The 19,204-nt window shown below is 61.0% G+C and carries 30 protein-coding genes and 1 tRNA gene; 17 read left to right on the top strand and 14 right to left on the bottom strand.

Translation table 11 applies throughout. The annotated features are described in order from the left end of the window. Positions 1-133: 133 nt before the first annotated feature. The 11 genes from ACDI39_RS00380 to ACDI39_RS00330 form a co-directional block, all read right to left on the bottom strand. The gene (locus tag ACDI39_RS00380) at positions 134-334 is read right to left on the bottom strand and encodes a hypothetical protein (RefSeq protein WP_486537228.1); all 201 of its coding nucleotides are present in this window, start codon (positions 332-334) and stop codon (positions 134-136) included. 4 nt (positions 335-338) lie between these two features. After that, entirely contained in the window at positions 339-662 is a 324-nt protein-coding gene (locus ACDI39_RS00375; protein WP_486537227.1) for a phage holin, lambda family, read from the bottom strand. A gap of 84 nt (positions 663-746) precedes the next feature. Continuing rightward, a complete protein-coding gene (locus ACDI39_RS00370; RefSeq protein WP_486537226.1) occupies positions 747-1,262 on the bottom strand; it encodes a hypothetical protein in 516 nt (171 codons plus the stop codon). A 129-nt stretch (positions 1,263-1,391) separates the two neighbouring features. Next, positions 1,392-1,733: an antiterminator Q family protein gene (locus tag ACDI39_RS00365; protein ID WP_486537225.1), complete on the bottom strand. Its 342-nt coding sequence runs from the start codon at positions 1,731-1,733 to the stop codon at positions 1,392-1,394. An 11-nt stretch (positions 1,734-1,744) separates the two neighbouring features. Further along, positions 1,745-2,062: a hypothetical protein gene (locus ACDI39_RS00360; protein WP_486537224.1), complete on the bottom strand. Its 318-nt coding sequence runs from the start codon at positions 2,060-2,062 to the stop codon at positions 1,745-1,747. Further along, positions 2,059-3,348, bottom strand: coding sequence for a tyrosine-type recombinase/integrase (locus ACDI39_RS00355; RefSeq protein ID WP_486537223.1), 1,290 nt, complete (start codon positions 3,346-3,348; stop codon positions 2,059-2,061). Before ACDI39_RS00355 ends, ACDI39_RS00360 begins: the two co-directional genes overlap by 4 nt. Then, complete coding sequence (locus tag ACDI39_RS00350; RefSeq protein WP_486537222.1) at positions 3,345-3,758, bottom strand: VRR-NUC domain-containing protein; 414 nt, start codon at positions 3,756-3,758, stop codon at positions 3,345-3,347. The genes ACDI39_RS00355 and ACDI39_RS00350 overlap by 4 nt, the downstream gene beginning before the upstream one ends. Further along, positions 3,740-3,949, bottom strand: a complete 210-nt coding sequence (locus ACDI39_RS00345; RefSeq protein ID WP_486537221.1) for a hypothetical protein — start codon at positions 3,947-3,949, stop codon at positions 3,740-3,742. Before ACDI39_RS00345 ends, ACDI39_RS00350 begins: the two co-directional genes overlap by 19 nt. Next, the gene (gene dnaB, locus ACDI39_RS00340; protein ID WP_486537220.1) at positions 3,946-5,328 is read right to left on the bottom strand and encodes a replicative DNA helicase; all 1,383 of its coding nucleotides are present in this window, start codon (positions 5,326-5,328) and stop codon (positions 3,946-3,948) included. Before dnaB ends, ACDI39_RS00345 begins: the two co-directional genes overlap by 4 nt. After that, the gene (locus ACDI39_RS00335; RefSeq protein ID WP_486537219.1) at positions 5,321-6,112 is read right to left on the bottom strand and encodes a replication protein; all 792 of its coding nucleotides are present in this window, start codon (positions 6,110-6,112) and stop codon (positions 5,321-5,323) included. Before ACDI39_RS00335 ends, dnaB begins: the two co-directional genes overlap by 8 nt. 326 nt (positions 6,113-6,438) lie before the next feature. Next, on the bottom strand, positions 6,439-6,615 hold the full coding sequence (locus tag ACDI39_RS00330; RefSeq protein ID WP_486537218.1) for a Cro/CI family transcriptional regulator: 177 nt from the start codon (positions 6,613-6,615) through the stop codon (positions 6,439-6,441). An 88-nt stretch (positions 6,616-6,703) separates the two neighbouring features. On the opposite strand from ACDI39_RS00330, the gene ACDI39_RS00325 reads away from it, so the two are divergent. From ACDI39_RS00325 to ACDI39_RS00315, 3 genes are all read left to right on the top strand, one after another. After that, entirely contained in the window at positions 6,704-7,561 is an 858-nt protein-coding gene (locus ACDI39_RS00325) for a S24 family peptidase (RefSeq protein WP_486537217.1), read from the top strand. A gap of 93 nt (positions 7,562-7,654) precedes the next feature. Further along, positions 7,655-7,945: a hypothetical protein gene (locus ACDI39_RS00320; RefSeq protein ID WP_486537216.1), complete on the top strand. Its 291-nt coding sequence runs from the start codon at positions 7,655-7,657 to the stop codon at positions 7,943-7,945. 22 nt (positions 7,946-7,967) lie between these two features. Continuing rightward, entirely contained in the window at positions 7,968-8,603 is a 636-nt protein-coding gene (locus tag ACDI39_RS00315) for a hypothetical protein (RefSeq protein ID WP_486537215.1), read from the top strand. Between the two features lie 19 nt (positions 8,604-8,622). Here the strand turns inward: ACDI39_RS00315 and ACDI39_RS00310 are convergent, their stop codons facing one another. Further along, positions 8,623-8,943 (bottom strand): DUF1654 domain-containing protein, encoded by a 321-nt coding sequence (locus ACDI39_RS00310; protein ID WP_486537214.1) that lies wholly within the window; start codon positions 8,941-8,943, stop codon positions 8,623-8,625. Positions 8,944-9,510: 567 nt separating this feature from the next. On the opposite strand from ACDI39_RS00310, the gene ACDI39_RS00305 reads away from it, so the two are divergent. From ACDI39_RS00305 to ACDI39_RS00290, 4 genes are all read left to right on the top strand, one after another. Beyond that, complete coding sequence (locus tag ACDI39_RS00305) at positions 9,511-9,894, top strand: helix-turn-helix domain-containing protein (protein ID WP_486537213.1); 384 nt, start codon at positions 9,511-9,513, stop codon at positions 9,892-9,894. A 19-nt stretch (positions 9,895-9,913) separates the two neighbouring features. Beyond that, positions 9,914-10,183 (top strand): hypothetical protein, encoded by a 270-nt coding sequence (locus tag ACDI39_RS00300; protein ID WP_486539044.1) that lies wholly within the window; start codon positions 9,914-9,916, stop codon positions 10,181-10,183. Further along, positions 10,180-10,638 carry a hypothetical protein gene (locus tag ACDI39_RS00295; protein ID WP_486537212.1) on the top strand — a complete coding sequence of 153 codons (459 nt, stop codon included), beginning with the start codon at positions 10,180-10,182 and terminating at the stop codon, positions 10,636-10,638. Before ACDI39_RS00300 ends, ACDI39_RS00295 begins: the two co-directional genes overlap by 4 nt. Before the next feature lie 81 nt (positions 10,639-10,719). After that, positions 10,720-11,070, top strand: a complete 351-nt coding sequence (locus ACDI39_RS00290) for a hypothetical protein (protein WP_486537211.1) — start codon at positions 10,720-10,722, stop codon at positions 11,068-11,070. Here ACDI39_RS00290 and ACDI39_RS00285 read toward each other — a convergent pair. Next, on the bottom strand, positions 11,067-11,330 hold the full coding sequence (locus ACDI39_RS00285; protein ID WP_486537210.1) for a hypothetical protein: 264 nt from the start codon (positions 11,328-11,330) through the stop codon (positions 11,067-11,069). The two genes, ACDI39_RS00290 and ACDI39_RS00285, sit on opposite strands and share 4 nt — an antisense overlap. Before the next feature lie 413 nt (positions 11,331-11,743). On the opposite strand from ACDI39_RS00285, the gene ACDI39_RS00280 reads away from it, so the two are divergent. The 8 genes from ACDI39_RS00280 (at position 11,744) to ACDI39_RS00245 (ending at position 16,461) form a co-directional block, all read left to right on the top strand. Beyond that, positions 11,744-12,130, top strand: a complete 387-nt coding sequence (locus tag ACDI39_RS00280) for a hypothetical protein (protein WP_486537209.1) — start codon at positions 11,744-11,746, stop codon at positions 12,128-12,130. A 13-nt stretch (positions 12,131-12,143) separates the two neighbouring features. Beyond that, on the top strand, positions 12,144-13,310 hold the full coding sequence (locus ACDI39_RS00275) for a hypothetical protein (RefSeq protein WP_486537208.1): 1,167 nt from the start codon (positions 12,144-12,146) through the stop codon (positions 13,308-13,310). Positions 13,311-13,391: 81 nt separating this feature from the next. Next, positions 13,392-13,769 (top strand): HNH endonuclease, encoded by a 378-nt coding sequence (locus tag ACDI39_RS00270; protein ID WP_486537207.1) that lies wholly within the window; start codon positions 13,392-13,394, stop codon positions 13,767-13,769. Beyond that, positions 13,766-14,035, top strand: coding sequence for a hypothetical protein (locus tag ACDI39_RS00265; protein WP_486537206.1), 270 nt, complete (start codon positions 13,766-13,768; stop codon positions 14,033-14,035). Before ACDI39_RS00270 ends, ACDI39_RS00265 begins: the two co-directional genes overlap by 4 nt. Positions 14,036-14,376: 341 nt before the next feature. Beyond that, on the top strand, positions 14,377-14,736 hold the full coding sequence (locus tag ACDI39_RS00260; protein WP_486537205.1) for a hypothetical protein: 360 nt from the start codon (positions 14,377-14,379) through the stop codon (positions 14,734-14,736). Between the two features lie 56 nt (positions 14,737-14,792). Then, entirely contained in the window at positions 14,793-15,116 is a 324-nt protein-coding gene (locus tag ACDI39_RS00255) for a hypothetical protein (protein WP_486537204.1), read from the top strand. A 39-nt stretch (positions 15,117-15,155) separates the two neighbouring features. Continuing rightward, the gene (locus tag ACDI39_RS00250) at positions 15,156-15,398 is read left to right on the top strand and encodes a DUF4224 domain-containing protein (RefSeq protein ID WP_486537203.1); all 243 of its coding nucleotides are present in this window, start codon (positions 15,156-15,158) and stop codon (positions 15,396-15,398) included. 1 nt (position 15,399) lies between these two features. After that, the gene (locus ACDI39_RS00245) at positions 15,400-16,461 is read left to right on the top strand and encodes a tyrosine-type recombinase/integrase (RefSeq protein WP_486537202.1); all 1,062 of its coding nucleotides are present in this window, start codon (positions 15,400-15,402) and stop codon (positions 16,459-16,461) included. A 111-nt stretch (positions 16,462-16,572) separates the two neighbouring features. On the opposite strand, the gene ACDI39_RS00240 is transcribed toward ACDI39_RS00245, so the two are convergent. Continuing rightward, a tRNA-Ser gene (locus ACDI39_RS00240) sits at positions 16,573-16,660 on the bottom strand. Positions 16,661-16,784: 124 nt separating this feature from the next. On the opposite strand from ACDI39_RS00240, the gene ACDI39_RS00235 reads away from it, so the two are divergent. After that, entirely contained in the window at positions 16,785-17,456 is a 672-nt protein-coding gene (locus tag ACDI39_RS00235; RefSeq protein WP_225789213.1) for a Bax inhibitor-1/YccA family protein, read from the top strand. A 277-nt stretch (positions 17,457-17,733) separates the two neighbouring features. After that, entirely contained in the window at positions 17,734-19,113 is a 1,380-nt protein-coding gene (locus tag ACDI39_RS00230; protein ID WP_225789212.1) for a nucleobase:cation symporter-2 family protein, read from the top strand. Positions 19,114-19,204 lie beyond the last annotated feature (91 nt).

Here is a 19,204-nt window from a genome sequence, read left to right as displayed (position 1 = left end):
TCCTGAACCTGGTGAATGGCCATACAGAACTCGTGCTGCTCAAGCGGGTGCTCGATGGGCAGCTTGAGGTACTCGTTCCAAGCGTCCGCGAGCAGTTGAACAACCTTGGCCTCCTGATCTGTCAACTCGGCCTTCATTGCTCAACCCGCCGCATGCCGACTTGATGGGCGATATCGGCAGCGCGCTCACGCACCTCCAGCACCTGGCCATCGAACGTACGGACGATGGCGAAGGTGCCGTGCCACTGGGAACTGGCGCCTGCCTCTTGCACATGGGCAATCGCATCCGGGGCCAGGTAGTGCTTGAGGTGGTTGGTATCGGTCAGCGTGATCATGTGGTCACCCTTGCGCCTTGCGAGACAGGAAAAGGTCGGAGTAGCTGCGCAGCTTCTCCACACCCATGAACCCAACGGCGCCGCCGGCGAAGGTGGCCATACCCTGTGGCAAGCCCATCCATTCGAGCAGCGGCACCAGGGCCAGCGTGATGAGTCCGCACAAGGCGCCCTCGAGGAGCATTTGCCGCCGAGTGCCGCCGCCATACACCACCCGAAGGACGGCGATTGCGACGGACAGCCCGGCAGCGTACAGCTGCGGTTGATGGGCAATCACCCAGGCCAGCGCGGCGGCCCAAAGGCCGGGATCTTTCTCAGGCATATGGGCCATCTCGATTCCTCCCGTTGCGGGGAGCACAAATGAAGAAACCCTGGCGGCCAGTCGGCTATACCAGGGTGGCGACCGGGCGGTCGTTTAGCTCAAAGGGGAAACAGCGGCAACCAGCAAGGCCTGACCAGTCAACAGCTCTGCGCGAGCCTGGCCGATCACACCAATGTCTGCGGTGGAATGACCGCACACTTGTTCGATGAGATCCTTGATGTGGGTCTTGAGCTCTCGAACTCGCTTCACCACGGACTCGTCGAACTCGGCGCAGACCTTGGTCACCACATCCGTGACTTCGCCGTAGTAGATCCCTGCACCAGATGGGTGGGCCTCCTTCATCATGAAACCATCACCATCGACATAGACAGCTGCGTAAACGAAATTGCCATCGTAGAAGAACAGCGGCAGCGCGTTAGTCAGCCCCGCAATCACCATGCCGCAGAGCTTCTTTTCGCGCTCGGTGTCCAGCAGCTGCTTGGTGATGTCGAGGAATCGACTGGCATCAGTCTTCGAAAGCCAGCGCAACGCTGACTCCAGCTTACCGGCGTCCCCAGCCACTACCGCGTCGACCACCGCTTGCTCGTAACGCTTGGCTTGCTCGCACATATTGTTCTCCGGAAAACGAAAAAGCCCCGGCGGATGCCGAGGCTCTATGGTGTTCGGTGATGCTTCCGAGTTTGCTCTCGCGCACCTACCGCAAAGTAACACGAAAGATACGGATCAGGACCGGGGATGTCAAGCGGCCTCACGCCGAATATCGAGGGCTCCATCGATCCAGGCCACGCCGGCCTTCCACAACTGACGGGTCTTCTCTTCCCCAAACCCTAGTTTCTTCCCGACCTGCATCAATGATGTGTCGCGTGCGGTGTAGTACTTGATGATGACCTGGCCGCACTCGGGATAGCGCTTGCGCAGGCGCCCTACTAAGCGATCGATGAATAGCGCATCGTCATCGGTGATCATCGGATCGAGGATAGTGTTCTCGCGAGAAGCACAGCACGACACTCCCGACCCCAACACAACCCAACGCCCCCAATGCTCCAGCAAATCCTCAGCGGTTCTTTCCAAATGGCTCATGTCCTTCCCCCTCAATCCCCGGTGTAGTTGGTGCCACCGGCGCCGAGCCGGTTGCCTTCCTGATAGAGTGCCTCCGGGCCAGTCGCCCGGGGCTTCTTCAACTGCTCGATCTGCTGCTGCGCGACCTGGAGCCTCATGCTGAGCTGGGTCACCAGCTCATCCAGGGCCAGGGCCTCGCCAGTTGCGGCTGCCACCCAGCCCGAGGCGTTGCAGTGGTCGCACGGCAGTTCGTGAAACACCCCCTGAGTGACCGCTCTCCCACGGCACACAGGGCACTGAGCCAGCTCGATCACCGCCTTCTTGAAGGCTGGGCCGTGGCTCTTTTTCATGCGTTGGAATCCTCGCCTATGGTTGTTTCCTGAATCAGCGCGCAACCCTTGTGCGGCGCGGCCTGCGGGCCGTTACCCGAATCGGCGTTTCTACCCTCCTTCCACCCGTGGATGCGGGCAAAGCCCTTGCTGTCGAGAAACGCATGCCACTGCTCCAGGGCCGCACGCTTGCGCTGCTCGACGGTGGTCTGAATGTAGGCCTGAACGTTGTGGCCCATGGCGTGGTTGATCAGCAGCTCACCGATCAGGAAGTCAATGCCCTGCTCGGCCCAGCAGCCCCGCGCCAGCTTGCGCAGGTCATGGCTGGTCCACTGGCCCTTGCCCAGGCGGGTGAAGGCGGTCGAGGCCTGCTTCTCGCTGAGGCACTTGCCGCCCTTGGCCGGGAACAGGTACTGACCGCTGTAGCCACGGGCCTGCTGCTCGGCGCGGTACCAACTGAGCAAGGCACACACCTGCGCGGTCAGCGGCAGCGAATGCGCGGCGCGGGTCTTGGTGTGCTCGGCCGGCAAGTACCAGGTACGGGTCGCCAGGGTGACGTGCGGCCACTGCGCCCGGCGGGTCTCCCCGACCCGGTTGCCATGGCACAGCATCAGCAGGGCCAGCATGGCGTCGGCGGGCCGGTCGTGGATGGCCTCGGCCAGGTCGTCGAGCAGCTGCTTGATCTGCGTTTCCCGCAGGCGCGCGGCCTTGGCCTTGATCTTGGTCCGGGAGAAGTCGCTGAACCTGATCCCGGCCATGGGGTTGTGGGCGATCAGGCCCAGGCCGTGGGCCTTCTTGAAGGCGTCGGCCAGCAGGCCAAACACCAGGCGCACGAACTCGAGCGACAGCTGCTCCTGCAGCGGCCACACCAGCTCGCGGTCCAGCGTGCTGCGACTCACCTCGGCAATGGCCAGGCCGCCCAGGCGCGGCATCAGGTGGCGGGTGATCGCCGACTTGGCCGTCGCCTTGCGCTTGGCCGACAGGCTGCGGTTGCGCGCCAGGCGATCGGCGAACCAGGCCAGCAGCTCGCCCACCTGCTCCCACCCCGACACCGCCGCGGCGCCCTCGGCGGCCAGGCGCTGGCGGATCTCCGGCAACGCGGCCAACACCACCTTGGCGGACTGGTCCGGGTAGGCGCCGATCCGGTGCCAGCGCTTGCGCACCACCAGGTACCAACTGCCGCGCGGGCGCGCCTCGGTGAAGCGAAAGCGCAGGCCCGGGTAACGCGGATCACGCAGCAGCACAGCGGACAGGTCATCGCTGCGGCGGCGCAGCTCGGCGTCGGAGAACGCGACCACCCGCGTCATGCCGCCACCGTCGCCGGCAACAGCAGGTAGGCGCGCAGTTGCTCCATCGCGTCGAAGTGCCCACGGCACACGATGGCCAGGTAGCCCTGCTCGTTGAGGCGGCGCAGGTAGTCGCGCTGGCTCGGCGACACGGCGGCCGGCTCGACGGTCGCCTTGAACTCGATGTACAGGCCGAAGTAACCACCGCGGGCCATCGGCAGCACCAGGTCGGGAATGCCGGCCTTCACCCCTTGGGCCTTGAGCTTGGCGGCCACGGCCTTCAGGCGATGGCCACCGTTGGGGACGTGGTAGATCAGCGCGTAGGCCTCTGGGAAGCGCAGTTCGATCTCCCGCATCAGCGCAGCCTGCTCCTGGCCCTCGCGGTCGATCGGCTTGGCGCGGCCGGGTTCCATCAGCGGGAACTTGCACATGGGTTGCCTCCTTGAAGGTCGATGACGGTGAAGGCGCCGGGCCACATCCGGGCGCCGTGCGCCTGGGCCACGGTCTCCTCGCGGTACAACGCCACGGGCTCCCGCGCGCCAAAGGAAAGGTCGAGCAGGTCGCTGCGGCAGTAGAGCGCGTAGCGGTACTCAGCTGGGTTTGGGGTTAGCAGCGTGCTCATACAGCGATCTCCTTTCGGCGATAGCGGTCCGACAGCGGACGGTCGCTGGCGGGCTGCGCCTTCACGGGTGGCTGCCAGCTGGCGGACAGGTTCTCGAAGCGGTTGTACTGGCCCAGGAAGGCAGCGCGGACGGTGCCGGTCTCGATGTCGCGGCCCTTGCCAACGATGATCTCGGCTACGCCCTTGTATTCGCTGTTTTCGTGGTAGACCTCGTCGCGGTATACGAACAGGATCACGTCGGCGTCCTGCTCGATGGCACCCGATTCGCGCAGGTCGGACGGCACCGGGCGTTTGCTCGGACGCTCCTCGCACTTGCGGGAAAGCTGGCTCAGCAGCACGACCGGAATGCCCAGCTCGCGGGCCAGCAGCTTGCAACCGCGGCTGATGCTGCTGACTTCCTCGGTGCGGTTGCCGCCCTCGCCTTCCATCAACTGCAGGTAATCGATCACCAGCAGGTCCAGGCCGTAACGCATCTTGTGGCGGCGGGCCAGAGAGCGGATGCGCCCCACGGTGCCGCCCGAGCGGTCAGCGATGAACAGGTTGGCCTGCTGCACATTTCGTGCGCCGAGGCCAAGCTCGGTCGAGTGGGACTGGCACGCGGAGCCGTTCTTGATCAGATTGAGCGGGACTCGCCCTTCCGAAGCCACAGCGCGGTCGATCAGCTGGTTCTTGCTCATCTCCAGGCTGACCACTAGGGCCGATTTCTTCTGGCGCACTGCGGCATCAAGGGCAAACCCCATGGCCAGGGTTGTTTTGCCCATGCCTGGGCGACCGGCGACGATGATCAACTGCTCCGGCTGGAGGCCGCCCAGCTTCGCATCCAGGTCAGCCAGGCCCGTGGACAGGCCAATCAAGGTCTCACCTCGGCAATGGCGATCATGCCGCTCCTGCCAAACCTCCACCTGGTCCGCCATCAGGTCAGCAGCCTTCACCACCTCATCGGCATCACTGCCCGAATCGATAGCCATGGCGGCGGCCTGCACCGCGGCGATCTTGTATTGGATATCGCCGCTGCCCTGGACAATCTCCAGGGTCTTGTCACTCAGGTCGTACAGGGCGCGCTCAATAGCCCGCTCCCGAACGATGCCCGCGTAGGTGCCGGCGTTGGCCACGCTGGGCGTGTTGGCGACCAGGGCAGCGCAGTGACCCAGCGCCTTGTCGCCGTTGTCGAGAATGCCGATGTGATCCGCAACGGTCAGAAAGTCCACAGCCTTGCCAGCAGCGCGCAGCGCCATGATCCCGCGGAACACCTCGGCGTTCTCGGCGAAGTAGAACGACTCCGGCGACAGGTCGTCGGACAGGATGTCGATCAGCTCCGGGCGCTGGAGCATGGCACCCAGCAGGCCATGCTCGGCCTCGGCGTTGTAGGGCTCACGCATTGTAGTTGCCCTCCACCACCTTGACGAAGTTGGACGGGGCGATCAGCCAGTCGAAGGTGGCGCGGAAAGGCTTGGAGCCGTTGCGGCCTGGAACTTGGCCCATCAGGAACTGGGAGGACTTCACCTGGCAGAAGTAATCAGCCCAGAAGCCTAGGTCACGGTGGACCTCGCTTTCACGCCAACGAGCCTGCAGGGCACGCTTGCGACCGTCGTTCAGGATGGCCACCGCTGGAAGTTCAGGCAGCGCCTTGTGATACAGGTCGACAATGTCCTGGTACGGGCAGGACTCCATCGCTGGCTTTTGCCGAGCTGGTTTCGCTTGGGCTGGTTGACGCTCGGCGTCGACGACTACTCCGTCAGGAGTAGTATTTGTATTTCTTTCTTTATTGTGTGGCAGGAACGCCACATTGGACGTGTTGGAAACGCCACACTGTGGCACTTCTTTTGGCTTGTTCGGATGGGTGTTTTTCTTGTCGATCTTCCACTCGCCGACCGGGGCAAAACCGATTGGGCTGCGACTACCTCCTTCGCGATAGATAACGCCCTGGCGGATCAGCTCGCAGATCGCACGGGACACGTCTTCGCGGCGAATGCCGGACATCTCAGCAATGTACGACGCCGCAATGCAGGCGCTCTCAAGGTTGTAACCAGCGGTTTGGCGATGGATTGCCAGGGCGACACGAAGCTCGCGGCCTGACAGCTCGGCCCCGATCAGGGCCTCGTACAGGTCGTTGTCCATTCGGGTGAATCCGCTTTTCGATTGGATGGGGGTGACGATGCTCATGCGCCACCTCCGCACAGCGATGCCCGCAGATGCTCGACGCACTCGCGACGAAGCGCGGCTTTCGAGGTGGCTGCGTACTGGAAGCGAATCATTCGCGCGGCATGGAGTGCGGCGGACTGGTGGTAGGCTTTCTGGTGCGAAACGGCCAAAGGCGCGGTATTGCTAGCATCCATTGCCAAGTGCATAATGGACCTCGTTTGTTGCTGTTGAAGAAGCCGGGCTGCCACCCGGTTTTTTTTATGCCTGCGATTCAGGTACTGGATGGATCAGCAGGTGTTTTGGTCATCTACTGGCGCAAGGCCAGTCAGGTGAAAATGTCTTCACGGTCATGCAGCTGCATCAGCCTTCCCGGCTTTAAGCGCTCCGTTCGTGATTCGCTCAATCTGGTACTGGCGCAGCTCAGGCACATCCGCCCATTGGCGGACCGCCTCATAGGTCACCCCCAGCGCCTTGGCGAGCGCCGATATCGACCCGAAATGTTTGATTGCCTGGCTTTTGGTCATGGCGACCTCCTTTGCTCGTTTTGATATTCAAGCATGCTTGTATTTGCAAAACAAGCATGCTTGACAAGCAACCTTGTAGATTGCGCACATGAAAACCACAGACCGAATAACCAAGCTCGTCCTGTCCCGCCGTCCCGAACTGGGTGTCCGTAACGTCAAACGGGACATCGCGAACACGTGTGGAATCAGCTATGAGGCTGTTCGTCAGTGGTTTGCGGGGGATACCGAGAACATCAAAAACGAGAATCTCATAGCCCTTGCGGACGGTTACGACACGACTGTGGATTGGCTACTTGCCGGCAAAGGGGAGCCACCAAGGCGCAAAGATGCGCCAACGCCCAAGGCGGACGAAAAACACTCGCGATCGGCTGCGGATCTTGTTCAGCAGATGCTTGCCAAGCACGGAAAAAGCCTGACCGAGGAAGCCCGCCAGAAGATCGCAAGCGCAGTCGAGGAGACGGCGGCCGCAGTGTCGATGAGCAACGTTGTGACCGTTGATTTTTCTCGACCAGGAGTGGTCGGCGATGAGGTCTGCATCGCTCGCTACGACCTTCGCGGAGCCATGGGCGGCGGCCAGGTGGCCCCCGACTATCCCGAAATGCTTCAGGACATCCGAGTCAGCCCAAAACACCTGCGCGAACTGGGAGTGGAGTTCACCGAGCATTACCACCTGAAGCTGGTCACTGGCTGGGGGCAGTCGATGGAGCCCACGATAAAGCACCGAGACCCGCTGATCGTCGACGTGAGCATCCGAGAGTTCGTTGGTGACGGGATCTATCTGTTCTCCTGGGGCGACCATCTGTACATCAAGCGACTACAGATCGCGGACGAAGATCACTTCGAGATGATCTCGGATAATCCAAAGCACAAGGATCGAATGATCCGTCGGGAAGAAACCTACATCCAGGCCCGCGTGCTGCTGGTGTGGAATGCTCACTTGGTGTGATCGTGACTCTCGCCAAGCTGGTCCAAGAGCCACCTTGACCCCCTACCGAAAACTGGCGGAGGGAGAATCGATTTTTGTTCAAGGACTATTGCAATGATTGACAGAGTTAAATTCGAGGTAGATCTCGACAGACTGCAGACCTATCTGAATACGCACACGAAAACCGAAAAATGCCCATTTTGTGAGTGTGAGGACTGGTCCATTCCTGTTACAGGAAGAATCTCACTGAACGGCCTCCCATGGGGAAATGCCAAAGGCGATTTGTACATGACCGGCTTACCGGTCTTAACGCTGACCTGCAACAACTGCGCATTCATTCGAATGATTTCACTGCATTCCGATGCCGTAGTGGAAGCCATCGGGAAAAAAGATAGTGCTGTTTAAGTCATCAGGCCAAGAGCCTCCAATGGAGCCATTCGCCGGAACCCCTGGAATGATGGCCGGGCCGGCTGCCAATGAGGTTGACTGGGCGCACCTGGCTGGCCTTGAAGGAGGGCGGCCCGGGAAGATTCGTTTCAGTCGTTTCCTGCCAGCAAGAGCCCATGGTCAGGGTCAGACTCATAGTGACAGCCACCCTATGGCAGGCGATACTGTAGCGATGAACGATATCACGCGTGAAGAATTCAACGCCAAGCTCGAGACCATCGAAGCGAAGATGGATGCTCGTGTGCAGGCCGTTACCTCAAAGATCGATGGATTCCTCGCGTCACAGGATGAAAGGGACAAACGGCTCGACCTACTGCTCGCTCAGATCAGCAAGGACAGTGGCGAAGCCAAGACAAGCATTAGCTCGATGAAAACGACGCTTATCGTGACGGCAGTATCCACGGTCTTGGCAATTGTTATAGGGGTCGCGTCTTTTAATACCGCTCTGACATCGAACATGATGTCGGCCTTCCAGCTTGGCGCTAATCACAGCGACCAGGATCGCCAACAGACGTCAAACCCACCATCTGCAACGAAAGATCCCTTATCGGCTCCAGAGGCAAAAAACCCTACGCCCCCTCCACCAAACACCCCGCATAACAAAGCCCGCCAATGAGCGGGCTTTTTATTGTTCGTCAGAAAGGCGGATCCTCGTCGCTAACCTCAGTTTCCTCGCCACCCTCCTCCCGCTCAATCACCTGGTTGTCATCGTCCGGCTTCTCCCATTGCAGGATCACCGATCCGTCATCACAGAAGGTCATGTCTAGACCGTCGGTTTCAGACAGTATCTCCATGATCGCATCCCAATCCTGATCACGGTCCGTGTCCAGACGGTGGATCAATACCTTCCTTCCCAGCTGCGCGAGCGGGGAGTTGATCATTGCCGAAACCCTCAGGCCCAGTCGCTCAAGGCTCGTCAATTCCACAACCCGAACTGCTCTTTCCTGCGCCGACATCCGCAATCTCCTACTTACTGGATATCCATACAGTACGAAAAATTAACACAAGCGTGCTTGCATTTGAAAAACAAGCATGCTTTTATTATTGCAAGTTCGCTTGCATATGCATCGAGCCAGGCTGCCTAGGCAGCCGCCGCTCTTTACACAACTCGGCGCAACACACCACCAAGTGGGAAAGGTAGCTAGCACGCTCATAGACAGGAGCCTCCCTGAGCGATGCCGTATCGACCTCGGATCTTGGTGGCAAACCCTTAACCACGGACAGAGGAGAACCCTCGCCATGAAGTAGTTAGCGATTCGCCCGCGAGGTGCAGGAAGCCTGAAGGCTGCACCCGGAACCCTGACAGGCAGCGGCAAGTTGTGGCGTCGATGTCACCGCGCATTGGCCGGATATCCGGTAGCCCACCAGAAACGACGAATCACCGCTGATGCAGCATCCCCGGCCTGTCGCCAGTAGCGAGGCCGGGGCGATTTCACCGATTGGCCTTGGCGACAGGGCCAGACGGGAAGTCAACGAGCTGTAAACCGAAAGCTTACAACTGACCTGATAGCCCTGGAGTCATCATGGAAACGATCACCTGCGGCACATGGACCGGCCGACTTGGCCAGGGCCTGGCGCCTCGAGAACTGGAAGCCCTACTCGGCGTCGCCCAGGGCTTTACTGCCAAAGAGATTGCCCGCCAGATGCAGATCACTCCGGGCACCGTGAAGAATCGCATCGAGAACGCGATGTTCAAGCTCGGCGCGGCGCGGCGGGCTGCAGCGGTAGCCGAAGCCATGCGTCGCCAGATCATCAGTCCGCTGTGCATCGCACTGGCCGGCCTTATCGCCATGCATTCCGCGATCCACGACGGCGACCCGATGCGCCGCGACCGGCGCGCTCCTGAACGCCGCGTCGCCCAAGTCCGAATCGTTCGCCGGGCTGATGCCCTGGAACTTCACGCCTGATCCCATCGAGGACCATCCCATGCAGACAGCAATGCACCCTGCTTTCCAGCAGAAGCTTGCCGTGCTCGCAGCCCTGCTCGAGCGCAGCAAGTCAGCCAGAACTGAGGCCCAGGCCAGGATCGATCAGCCAGCGCCGCGCTACCAGGCGGTCGCGAAGGGCAACGCCTGGCACATCATCGAGATCGCCACGGGCAAGACCAAAGGCTTCTGCTTCAGCTATCCGGCTGCCATGCGCTTCGTTGATGCGATGGAGGCAGCTGCGGCGAGCAAGCAAGGCGGCCTGCAATGAGCAAGCGCAAGCCGCACAACATGCGAGCCAGGCTGGAGCGAACTTGCCGAGCGCTGGTCTCGGCCAACCACACCGCCGTGGTGAATATCGACCCAAGCGGCCAGCAGGTGCTGATCAACTGGAAGAACCTCAAGCAGATCCGCGTGCGCCAGGTCGTCGACGCCGTATGCGACATCCCGCACCGCTGGACTATCTACCTCAGCGTCCTGTGCCGGGATCACTTTGGCCAGCGGTACCACAAGTCGATCGAGGTCGCGCCGCAAGGCAACTACCTGGCCTCCCACCTCACCGACGTGATCGAGGCGACCTACACCGACCTCCGCGGCCAGTGCAACCCGAATCACGTGGTGGCCTCGGGCTGGATAGCCATTCCCACAGACATGACGCTCGACGAGGCCCAGGCCGCCAAGGTCTTCAAGGCAGTCGGAGCGTGGAATCAGCAACGAGCCGCATGAAACGAACCATCAACCGCGCCCGGTACGGCCGGCGCCAGCAACACATCAATCTGCCGCCCAGCGGCTTGGGAGGTATCGGCCATGGCCGAACAGAAGACGGGAGCAGCCAAGCACTCTGCGGACTACCGCGAGCGCGAGAAGAAGAAAGCCGAGAAGCTGGGCATCGAGAAAGTGTTCTTCAACATGCCTGCCGGGATCAAGAAGGCCATGGCTGCCGAGATCGAGCGGCACGGCTACGACCAGGTGCAGGAACTATGGCAAGACCTAGCCCTGTCCTGGATTGCGCAGGATCATGAGGAGCGAGCGCGCCGGCTTGAACGACCTGACGCGCCAGCTTTTTACATCTCGCCAAAACTAGCACGTCAGTTCGAAGCGGAAAGTATGGCTGAGGTCAAGCGTGACCCCGGTGACGAAATCGAGATTCCTAGTTAATCAGGATCAATGTCTCTCATCATCTGCTGCATTACTTGGATGCCTCGAGCACGGCAAGCCTCGAACGAAGCGCACACTTCGTTGTCTTCGTGGGTCCCAGATCTACCATCTTGGGATTTGACTTCAATTCGAATTCCGCGAGGAATCGGATTCGAAGAATCCTCGCTCCACTTGAACTGAAGGTATCCCTGCTGTCCTTTAGGACCATTCCAACGCACTCCGCGCGGGCGGTCCGCAGCCAATTTCAATTCGTCGGTCATACGCAGCTCCATAAGGCCAGGCACTTGCCGGTAATCTTTAATAACCCATTACGCATGACCGATAAAAGTTCTTTTGACAACCAGGGCCGCATAAAGCCTCAGATTACGCAGCTTGCTTGAAGGACCGGTTTAATCAAATGCCATAGCGTCACTAGGTTGATAGTGACGATGATGATCTGGTTGATGCTTTTCAGCTTGTTCATTTCGATGGATCTCCAAGAGGTAGCTTCCTTGAATGTCACTTCAAGGATTCCAGCTGGACGGCGCCGTATCCTCTTGGGTTTTTTCCAAGATACCCAGCGACAGGAACATGGTGCTTGGTCACCAACATCCGTTCCTCTTGTGGGTTTTCCGCCTTTCCCTATTCAACGATACGCCTCCCCGGCGAGGGCGGCGCCTGCCAGGAGACCACCATGAGCACATTCGCAGTGTTCGGCATGACCGCGAGCGCGGCGCTTGCCGATGCCCGGAAGCAGACCAAGACCACCAAGCCCAGCGGCAAGGCTGGCTGCCCCCCCCTAGAGATGACGCTAGCTGAGTGGACAGAAGCTGTTCAGCGCAACGCCGATGCCATCATGGCCGGCGAGAAAGCGAAGCAGCTCAGCACCCTCTTCGACACCCCGCAGCACGCTCAGCAGTTCATCGAACTGGCCAAGCGAGCCGGCCCATGCCGCGACCTCAAGATCCGCTGCAAAGCTGCCCTGATCGACGAGAAGGGCAAGAAGATCCTCAGCCCTAAAACCAGAATGCCCGTTATCGGCTGGGCGGACTGGACACCCGAAAGCCACAAGGCCGCCTGACCCGGAGTTATCCATGCCCACAGAAAACCGATCCAGCAACACCGACATGATCAGCGTGCCGCGCGATCTCGCCGAAGAGATCTGCAATGGCTTGCGCATCACGCAAGAGCGCGGCGTCAAGGAGCTGCGTGCCATCCTGGCCCAGCCAGTCGAGCAGCACCAGGGCAAGCCCATCATGCTGACCGCCGTGGCAGAACTGGTGGACGATGGTAATGGCGGCCTTGAGGCCCGCTGGCTCCTTGAAGGCGGCACCGCCGAGCTGTTCGCCGGCATGACGCTGCTGGTCGCAGATAACGCCCCTGACCTATGCAGCGAGGATGGAAGCGCCGAGGTCTACACCCACGCCGATCCTGGCGAGGTTGAGCGGCTGGAGTCCTTATTGCGAGCCTCCCGCACAAGCCTGGACAACTGTGCTTTGCAGATCGAGAACCTGCAAAATCAGTTGAGCGAGGTTGAGCGGCTGCGACTGGCCCTATCGAACACCCAAGCTTTGCTGGATCAAGCCAATCTCCATAAGGAGCAGCGCGGCAAGACTATCGGCGTCCTGAATGCCAAGCTGAAAGACTTGACCGAAAGCAAAGCAATGGTGGTCAAGAACGAAGCCAAACTGTTCCAAGAATGTGAGCGGTTGCGCGACGAAATAGACGGAATCGGTGGCCTTCGTGAAAAGCTAAGTGACATGACGCATGCCCGAGATTTGTGTTTTAGCGACACTAAGAAGTTGCGTACCCAACTGGACGTGGCGCATGCACTGTTGCGTGAGGTTTTGATATACGATAAGGCCCAGCGAGTTGGTGATGGATACAACCTGTCCGGCCTTCTATTACGCATCCAATCAGCCCTATCCGCCAGCGCAGAGCCGAGCGCCCCGATTGAACGCGATGAGCGGGCGGCGTTCGAAGCATGGCACCTGAGTCGCGGTGACTGTTCCGGTATGAGCATACATGCATGGCAAGCATGGCAAGCCCGCGCAGCCCTGGAGCGCAAACCCGCCGGGGCTGACGACCTCGCCGCCTTCAACGCCGCGTTCCAGAAGGCCATGGAAACCGGATGGGATGATCCCATCGACCTCGCCCTCCAGCTGTGGAACGCACGGGGCGACCTGGAGCGCAAGCCAGCGCTCGATCCAAAGATGATCGGCATCGTCCACACCCCACCGGCTGAGTACGACGAACCCTGAAGGAGTACATCCGTACTCCTTTTCTGCTGTAACCCCTCTCCCCTCTATTCTCTGCCGCGATATGGCGGCCAAGGAGCACCCGTGCGCCTGAAGAAAGCTGAGCGCGAGCAGATCCGCCTGAAGTACGGCGGCCGCTGCGCCTACTGTGGCAACGACCTGGGCGAGCGATGGCACGCCGACCACTTCGAGCCAGTCGTCCGCAACTCGGGCGAAGCCGCGAAAACCGTCCCCGCTCTGCGGCCGGGCAACCACAACCTGGCCAACATGATGCCGGCCTGCGTGCCCTGCAACCTGAGCAAGCATCGCATGCGGCTGGAAGACTGGCGCCGCTGGCTGGCAGGTCACGTGAACAGCCTCAACCAGTACCACCCCATCTACCGCCTGGCCAAGGCCTACGGCTTGATCGCTGAGACCGGTGCCGAGGTCGTCTTCTACTTCGAAAAGGTGAGCCAACCATGACCCGCCTCGCCCTCTGCCTCCTACTGCTGGCCACCGGCGCCAGCGCAGAGCAACTCACATTGGACGTAGAAGTGGTCCACGACCAAAAGCGTTCTGTTACCTGCTGGATCTACAGCGAGAACACATACAAGGGCGGCATCAGCTGCATCCCCGACAGCCAGCTGCAGGCCGGCAACGAGCGCCAGCTCTCCCCGCACGAAACCCAACCCGAGCCTACACCCGCTTTGGCGCCTGGGCGCTGGATTGATGAGAGGTATCAGCTGTGAGCAAACCGCATTGGATCGACGCGCCAGAGTGGGCTGAATGGCTTGCCCAGGACAGCGACGGCGAATGGTTCTGGTGGGAGTCGATGCCGATCCTGATACCTGGCAAGGCTGGGTGGACTGGCGGCGGTCGTTACAAGTGGGCGCGGAAAACGCCCAGCTACCAACCCTTCGGACTGACATTGGAGCGCCGCCCATGACCGACCTGATCGAAGTGAAGACCTGCACCTGCCCATCCGGCAACGGCTCGCTGCGCTGGCCTTGCCCAGTTCATCCGCCGAAGGAGAAGCAGCCATGATCCTGCCCATGATGTACATGGCCTTCCTCATCTGGAAGGCGCCGCGATGAGCAACATCTTCGGAATCACCGATGAGGAGTGCTTCGAGATCATGCGGGCGGCCGACGAGGCCCAGACCCAGTACCTTCTGGATCAACAGGCGCGCAACGCCCCTGTGCTGGAAACGGTAAAGGCGCTGGTTGGCGATGAGGTATTCGCCCAGGTCGAAGAAGAGATTGAAGCGGCCGAGAACACCTACGACTACGAGATCGTCGACGAGCCGGCAGGCGCACCTCAGGACAACGGCTTTGCCCTCGGCGACGTATACGTCGATCAAGAGTGCGGCATGTCCGGCGATGACTTCTCCGGCACCGTAGCCCTTCCCCTGCCTGACGGCCGCTACTTCCAGTTCGCCTTCAACTGCTAACCCCTCCCCCAACTACTCAAGCCCGCCGACATGCGCGGGCATGGAGAGCTATTGCCATGACGAAAGAAGAACTGGCCAGCCTGCCTGCAAAGATCCGCATTGCGACTGAGGCAGACAAGGCCGCAGCCGCTGCGTGCACCGATGATGGGGGCAGCGCCAACCTCGACCGGGTTGTCATCCCCCTGCGCGGTCTGCGCGCCAGCCAGATCAAAGGCCTGCCTGGCGAGGTCTACCCGGCCAGCACCTATCACCCGCGAGGCCTGCACCTGTCAGTGCCGTTCGCAGGAATCGGCAACCGTCGGTACGTCGGCGTGCAGGCCATGTACCGGTCGCTCAAGGACCAGGGCGTCGACTGCTACGTCTACTACCAACTGGACTGACCACCAACCTGCCGCCACTGGCGGCGTGGAGACCATCCCATGGAAACCGAGATCCTTTCGGACGAAGAGCTGGCCGAACTGACCGGCTACAAGGCCAGGGGCTACCAGCGCCGCTGGCTCGAAGAACGTGGCTGGGTATTCATTGAAACCCGAAGCGGGCGCCCACTGGTTGGTCGCCACTACGTTCGCATGAAGCTGGGCGTGGCTCTTGAAGTGGTGCCGATGAAGCCACCGCTGCCAGCCGCCCCAACGTGGACACCAGACATTTCGAAGGTGAGGTGAAATGCGCCCAAGGAAGACCGAGAATCGGGACTTGCCGCCGGGCATGTACCGGCGCAAGCGCACCAGCAAGAGCAAGAAAAACCCTGGCAAGGAGTGGATCAGCTACTTCTACCTCGACAAGTCAGGGAAACCGGTGCCGCTGGGCACCGACCTGAGCCTGGCGAGACTGAAGTGGGCCGAACTGGAGGCGAAGGAAAAGCCGAAGGACCTGGTTACCATGGGTGCGATCTTCGACCGCTACGAGCGCGACATCATCCCGAAGAAGGCGGCGCGCACCCAGAAGGACAACCTGGCCGAGATACGCCAGCTGCGCAATTACTTCGAAAAGGCGCCAATCGACGGGATTACGCCTGCGCATGTGGCGAAGTACCGCGACGCCAGGACAGCGCCGGTCAGGGCGAATCGCGAGATCGCCACCCTGTCGCACATTTTCAACATCGCCCGGGAATGGGGGCTTACCACCAACGAGAACCCGTGTCAGGGTGTGCGCAAGAACAAAGAGGTGCCGCGGGACTTCTACGCCAATGACGCGATCTGGAACGCGGTGTATGCCAAAGCGGTGGACGAATTGAAGGACGCCATGGACTTGGCGTATTTGACAGGCCAGCGACCGGCGGACGTGCTGGTAATGAGGAGGGATGACATCGAGGGCAATGCCCTTGGCGTGAAACAGAAGAAGACCCACAAGAAGCTGCGGATCATGCTTGAGGTGGACGGGGTTGAAAGCGGCCTTGGCGCCTTGATCAGGAAGATACTGGAACGCAACGCGCCGCACGGTTCGCCCTACCTTCTCCTGACCGAATCGGGAAAACGGGTCACGGCCGCGATGCTTCGCCACCGCTGGGACGACGCCAGGGAGGAAGCGGTTAAGGAAGCAGTCGCTGCCGGCGACCAGGTGCTGGCAGGCCGAATCAGCCAGTTCCAGTTCCGCGACATCCGCCCAAAAGCAGCTTCGGAAATCACCGACGTCGACCACGCCAGTCTTCTGCTGGGCCACACCAAAGGCGACATCACCGAGCGGGTATATCGCCGAGTTGGAGCCTTGGCGAAACCCACCAAATAGCCAAAGTATTGTCAGCGCTGACAAATCAAACCATTACAAACCCCATTCGTATGGGTAGGTTTTCTATGCCTCAAAAACGCAAAAAGCCCTGAATAATCAGGGCTTTAGAAGTGGCGGAAGCGTAGAGATTCGAACTCTAGGATAGTTGCCCATCGACGGTTTTCAAGACCGTTGCCTTAAACCACTCGGCCACGCTTCCAGAACGATTTTGCGGCCGCAATCATACCGTAATGAAACAAGCTGTCAAACTCTCTGTGTCGCGGGCCACGACGGCTCTGATATGCTCCTTGCAACCATACGTTTCAAACCACAGGAGTGTCGCCATGCGCGAACAGGATTATGCCGTACAACACGGCCAGCAGGTCGAGCAGCAGGAGGTCAGCCGCGTCCTGCGCAACACATACAGCCTGCTGGCGCTCACCCTCGCCTTCAGCGGTGTCATGGCCTTCATCGCCCAGCAGATGCGGGTCGGCTACCCGAACATCTTCGTCGTGCTGATCGGTTTCTACGGACTGTTCTTCCTCACCGCCAAGCTGCGTGATTCGGCCTGGGGCCTGCTCTCCACCTTCGCCCTCACCGGCTTCATGGGCTTCATCCTCGGGCCTATCCTCAACCGCTACCTGGGCATGAGCGGCGGTGCCGAAGTGGTCAGCTCGGCGTTCGCCATGACCGCCCTGGTGTTCGGCGGCCTGTCGGCCTACGTGCTGATCACCCGCAAGGACATGAGCTTCCTCAGCGGCTTCATCACCGCGGGCTTCTTCGTTTTGCTGGGTGCCGTGCTGGCCAGCTTCTTCTTCCAGATCAGCGGCCTGCAACTGGCGATCAGCGCCGGCTTCGTGCTGTTCTCGTCGGTGTGCATCCTGTTCCAGACCAGCGCCATCATCCATGGCGGGGAACGCAACTACATCATGGCGACCATCAGCCTGTACGTGTCGATCTACAACCTGTTCGTCAGCCTGCTGCAGCTGTTCGGCATCATGGGGCGCGACGACTGATCGCGGTTCTTGTCGAGAAAAGCCCGCTTCGGCGGGCTTTTTCGTCAGTGGCCAAGCGCTGTAACCCACTGGGGCTGCTTTGCAGCCCATCGCGGGCAAGCCCGCTCCCACAGGGTTCCCGCAAACCACATCACGGGGCGGACAGTTAAGCGGGGGTCCGTCTGCTTGGCGGTGGCCCCAACCATCGCGTCCTTGCCCGCAGCAGCGGGGTACCTCTACCCCTAACCTTCCAAGCCCCGTAGAATGCGCTCCTTTTTTCATCCGGGGCAGCTTTCCCATGAGTTCCATCGAACACGTGCCGGGCGCGGCGGCGCCTGCCAATGAACTGGTCCTTGGCCTGGAGGACAAGCCGCGGCCGCTGATCGGGCTGCTGGCGGCGCTGCAGCACCTGCTGGCGATCATCGTGCCGATCGTCACGCCGGGCCTGCTGATCTGCCAGGCCCTGGGCGTGTCGCCACGGGACACCAACCTGATCGTGTCCATGTCGCTGGTGATCTCCGGTATCGCCACCTTCGTCCAGTGCAAGCGCTTCGGGCCGTTCGGGGCGGGGCTGCTGATCGTCCAGGGCACCAGCTTCAACTTCGTCGGGCCGCTGATCGCCGGTGGCGCGCTGATGGTCAAGCAGGGTACGCCGGTGGAAAGCGTGATGGCGGCGATCTTCGGCGTGGTGATCGCGGGCTCCTTCGTGGAAATGGGCGTCTCGCGCATCCTGCCGTTCATCAAGCGGCTGATCACCCCGCTGGTCACCGGCATCGTCGTGCTGATGATCGGCCTGACCCTGATCAAGGTCGGCCTGATCAGCATGGGCGGTGGCTTCGCCGCCATGGGCAACGGCACCTTCGCCAACGGCGAGAACCTGCTGCTGTCGGGCGTGGTACTGGCGATCATCGTGGTGCTCAACCGTATCCCGGTGGTGTGGATGCGCAGCTGTGCCATCGTCATCGCCCTGGCCGTGGGCTACGCGCTGGCGGGCTACCTGGGCCGTCTGGACTTCACTGGCATGCACGAGGCCGCGCTGTTCCAGGTGCCGGTGCCGCTGCACTTCGGCCTGGGCTTCTCTTGGGCGCTGTTCATCCCGATGCTGGTGATCTACCTGGTGACGTCGCTGGAGGCCATCGGCGACGTCACGGCCACCAGCAAGGTCTCGCGCCAGCCAGTCGAAGGCCCGCTGTGGATGCAGCGGATCAAGGGCGGCGTGCTGGTCAACGGTGCCAACTCGCTGCTGGCCGGGTTGTTCAATACCTTCCCCAGTTCGATCTTCGCCCAGAACAACGGCGTCATCCAGCTGACCGGCATCGCCAGCCGCCACATCGGTATCTGGATCGCTGTCATGCTGGTGCTGCTGGGCCTGTTCCCCAGCGTCGCCGGGGTGATCCAGGCGGTGCCCGAGCCGGTGCTCGGCGGCGCGGCCATGGTGATGTTCGGCGCGGTGGCGGCCTCGGGCATCAATATCCTGGCCAGCACCCGCCTCGATCGCCGGGCGCTATTGATCATCGCCGTTTCCCTGGCCCTGGGCCTGGGTGTCGCGCAGGTGCCGGAATTCCTCGCACACATGCCGGCCGCCCTGCGCAATGTGCTGGAGTCGGGCGTGGCCACTGGCGGCATCTGCGCGCTGGTGCTGAACTGGTTCCTGCCCGAGGGCAAGGAAGCGGCCTGATCGTCCCCTCGCCTGGCCTGCAAAGCCCGCGCCCACACAGGTGCGGGCTTTTTTGCTTTATCATGGCCGCATTCCTTTGCACGAGCTTCCC

It is taken from the genome of Pseudomonas sp. Tun-23181 (assembly GCF_057415455.1).
Note: the sequence above shows the minus strand (reverse complement) of the source record. Positions and strands in the feature narration are given on the sequence as shown.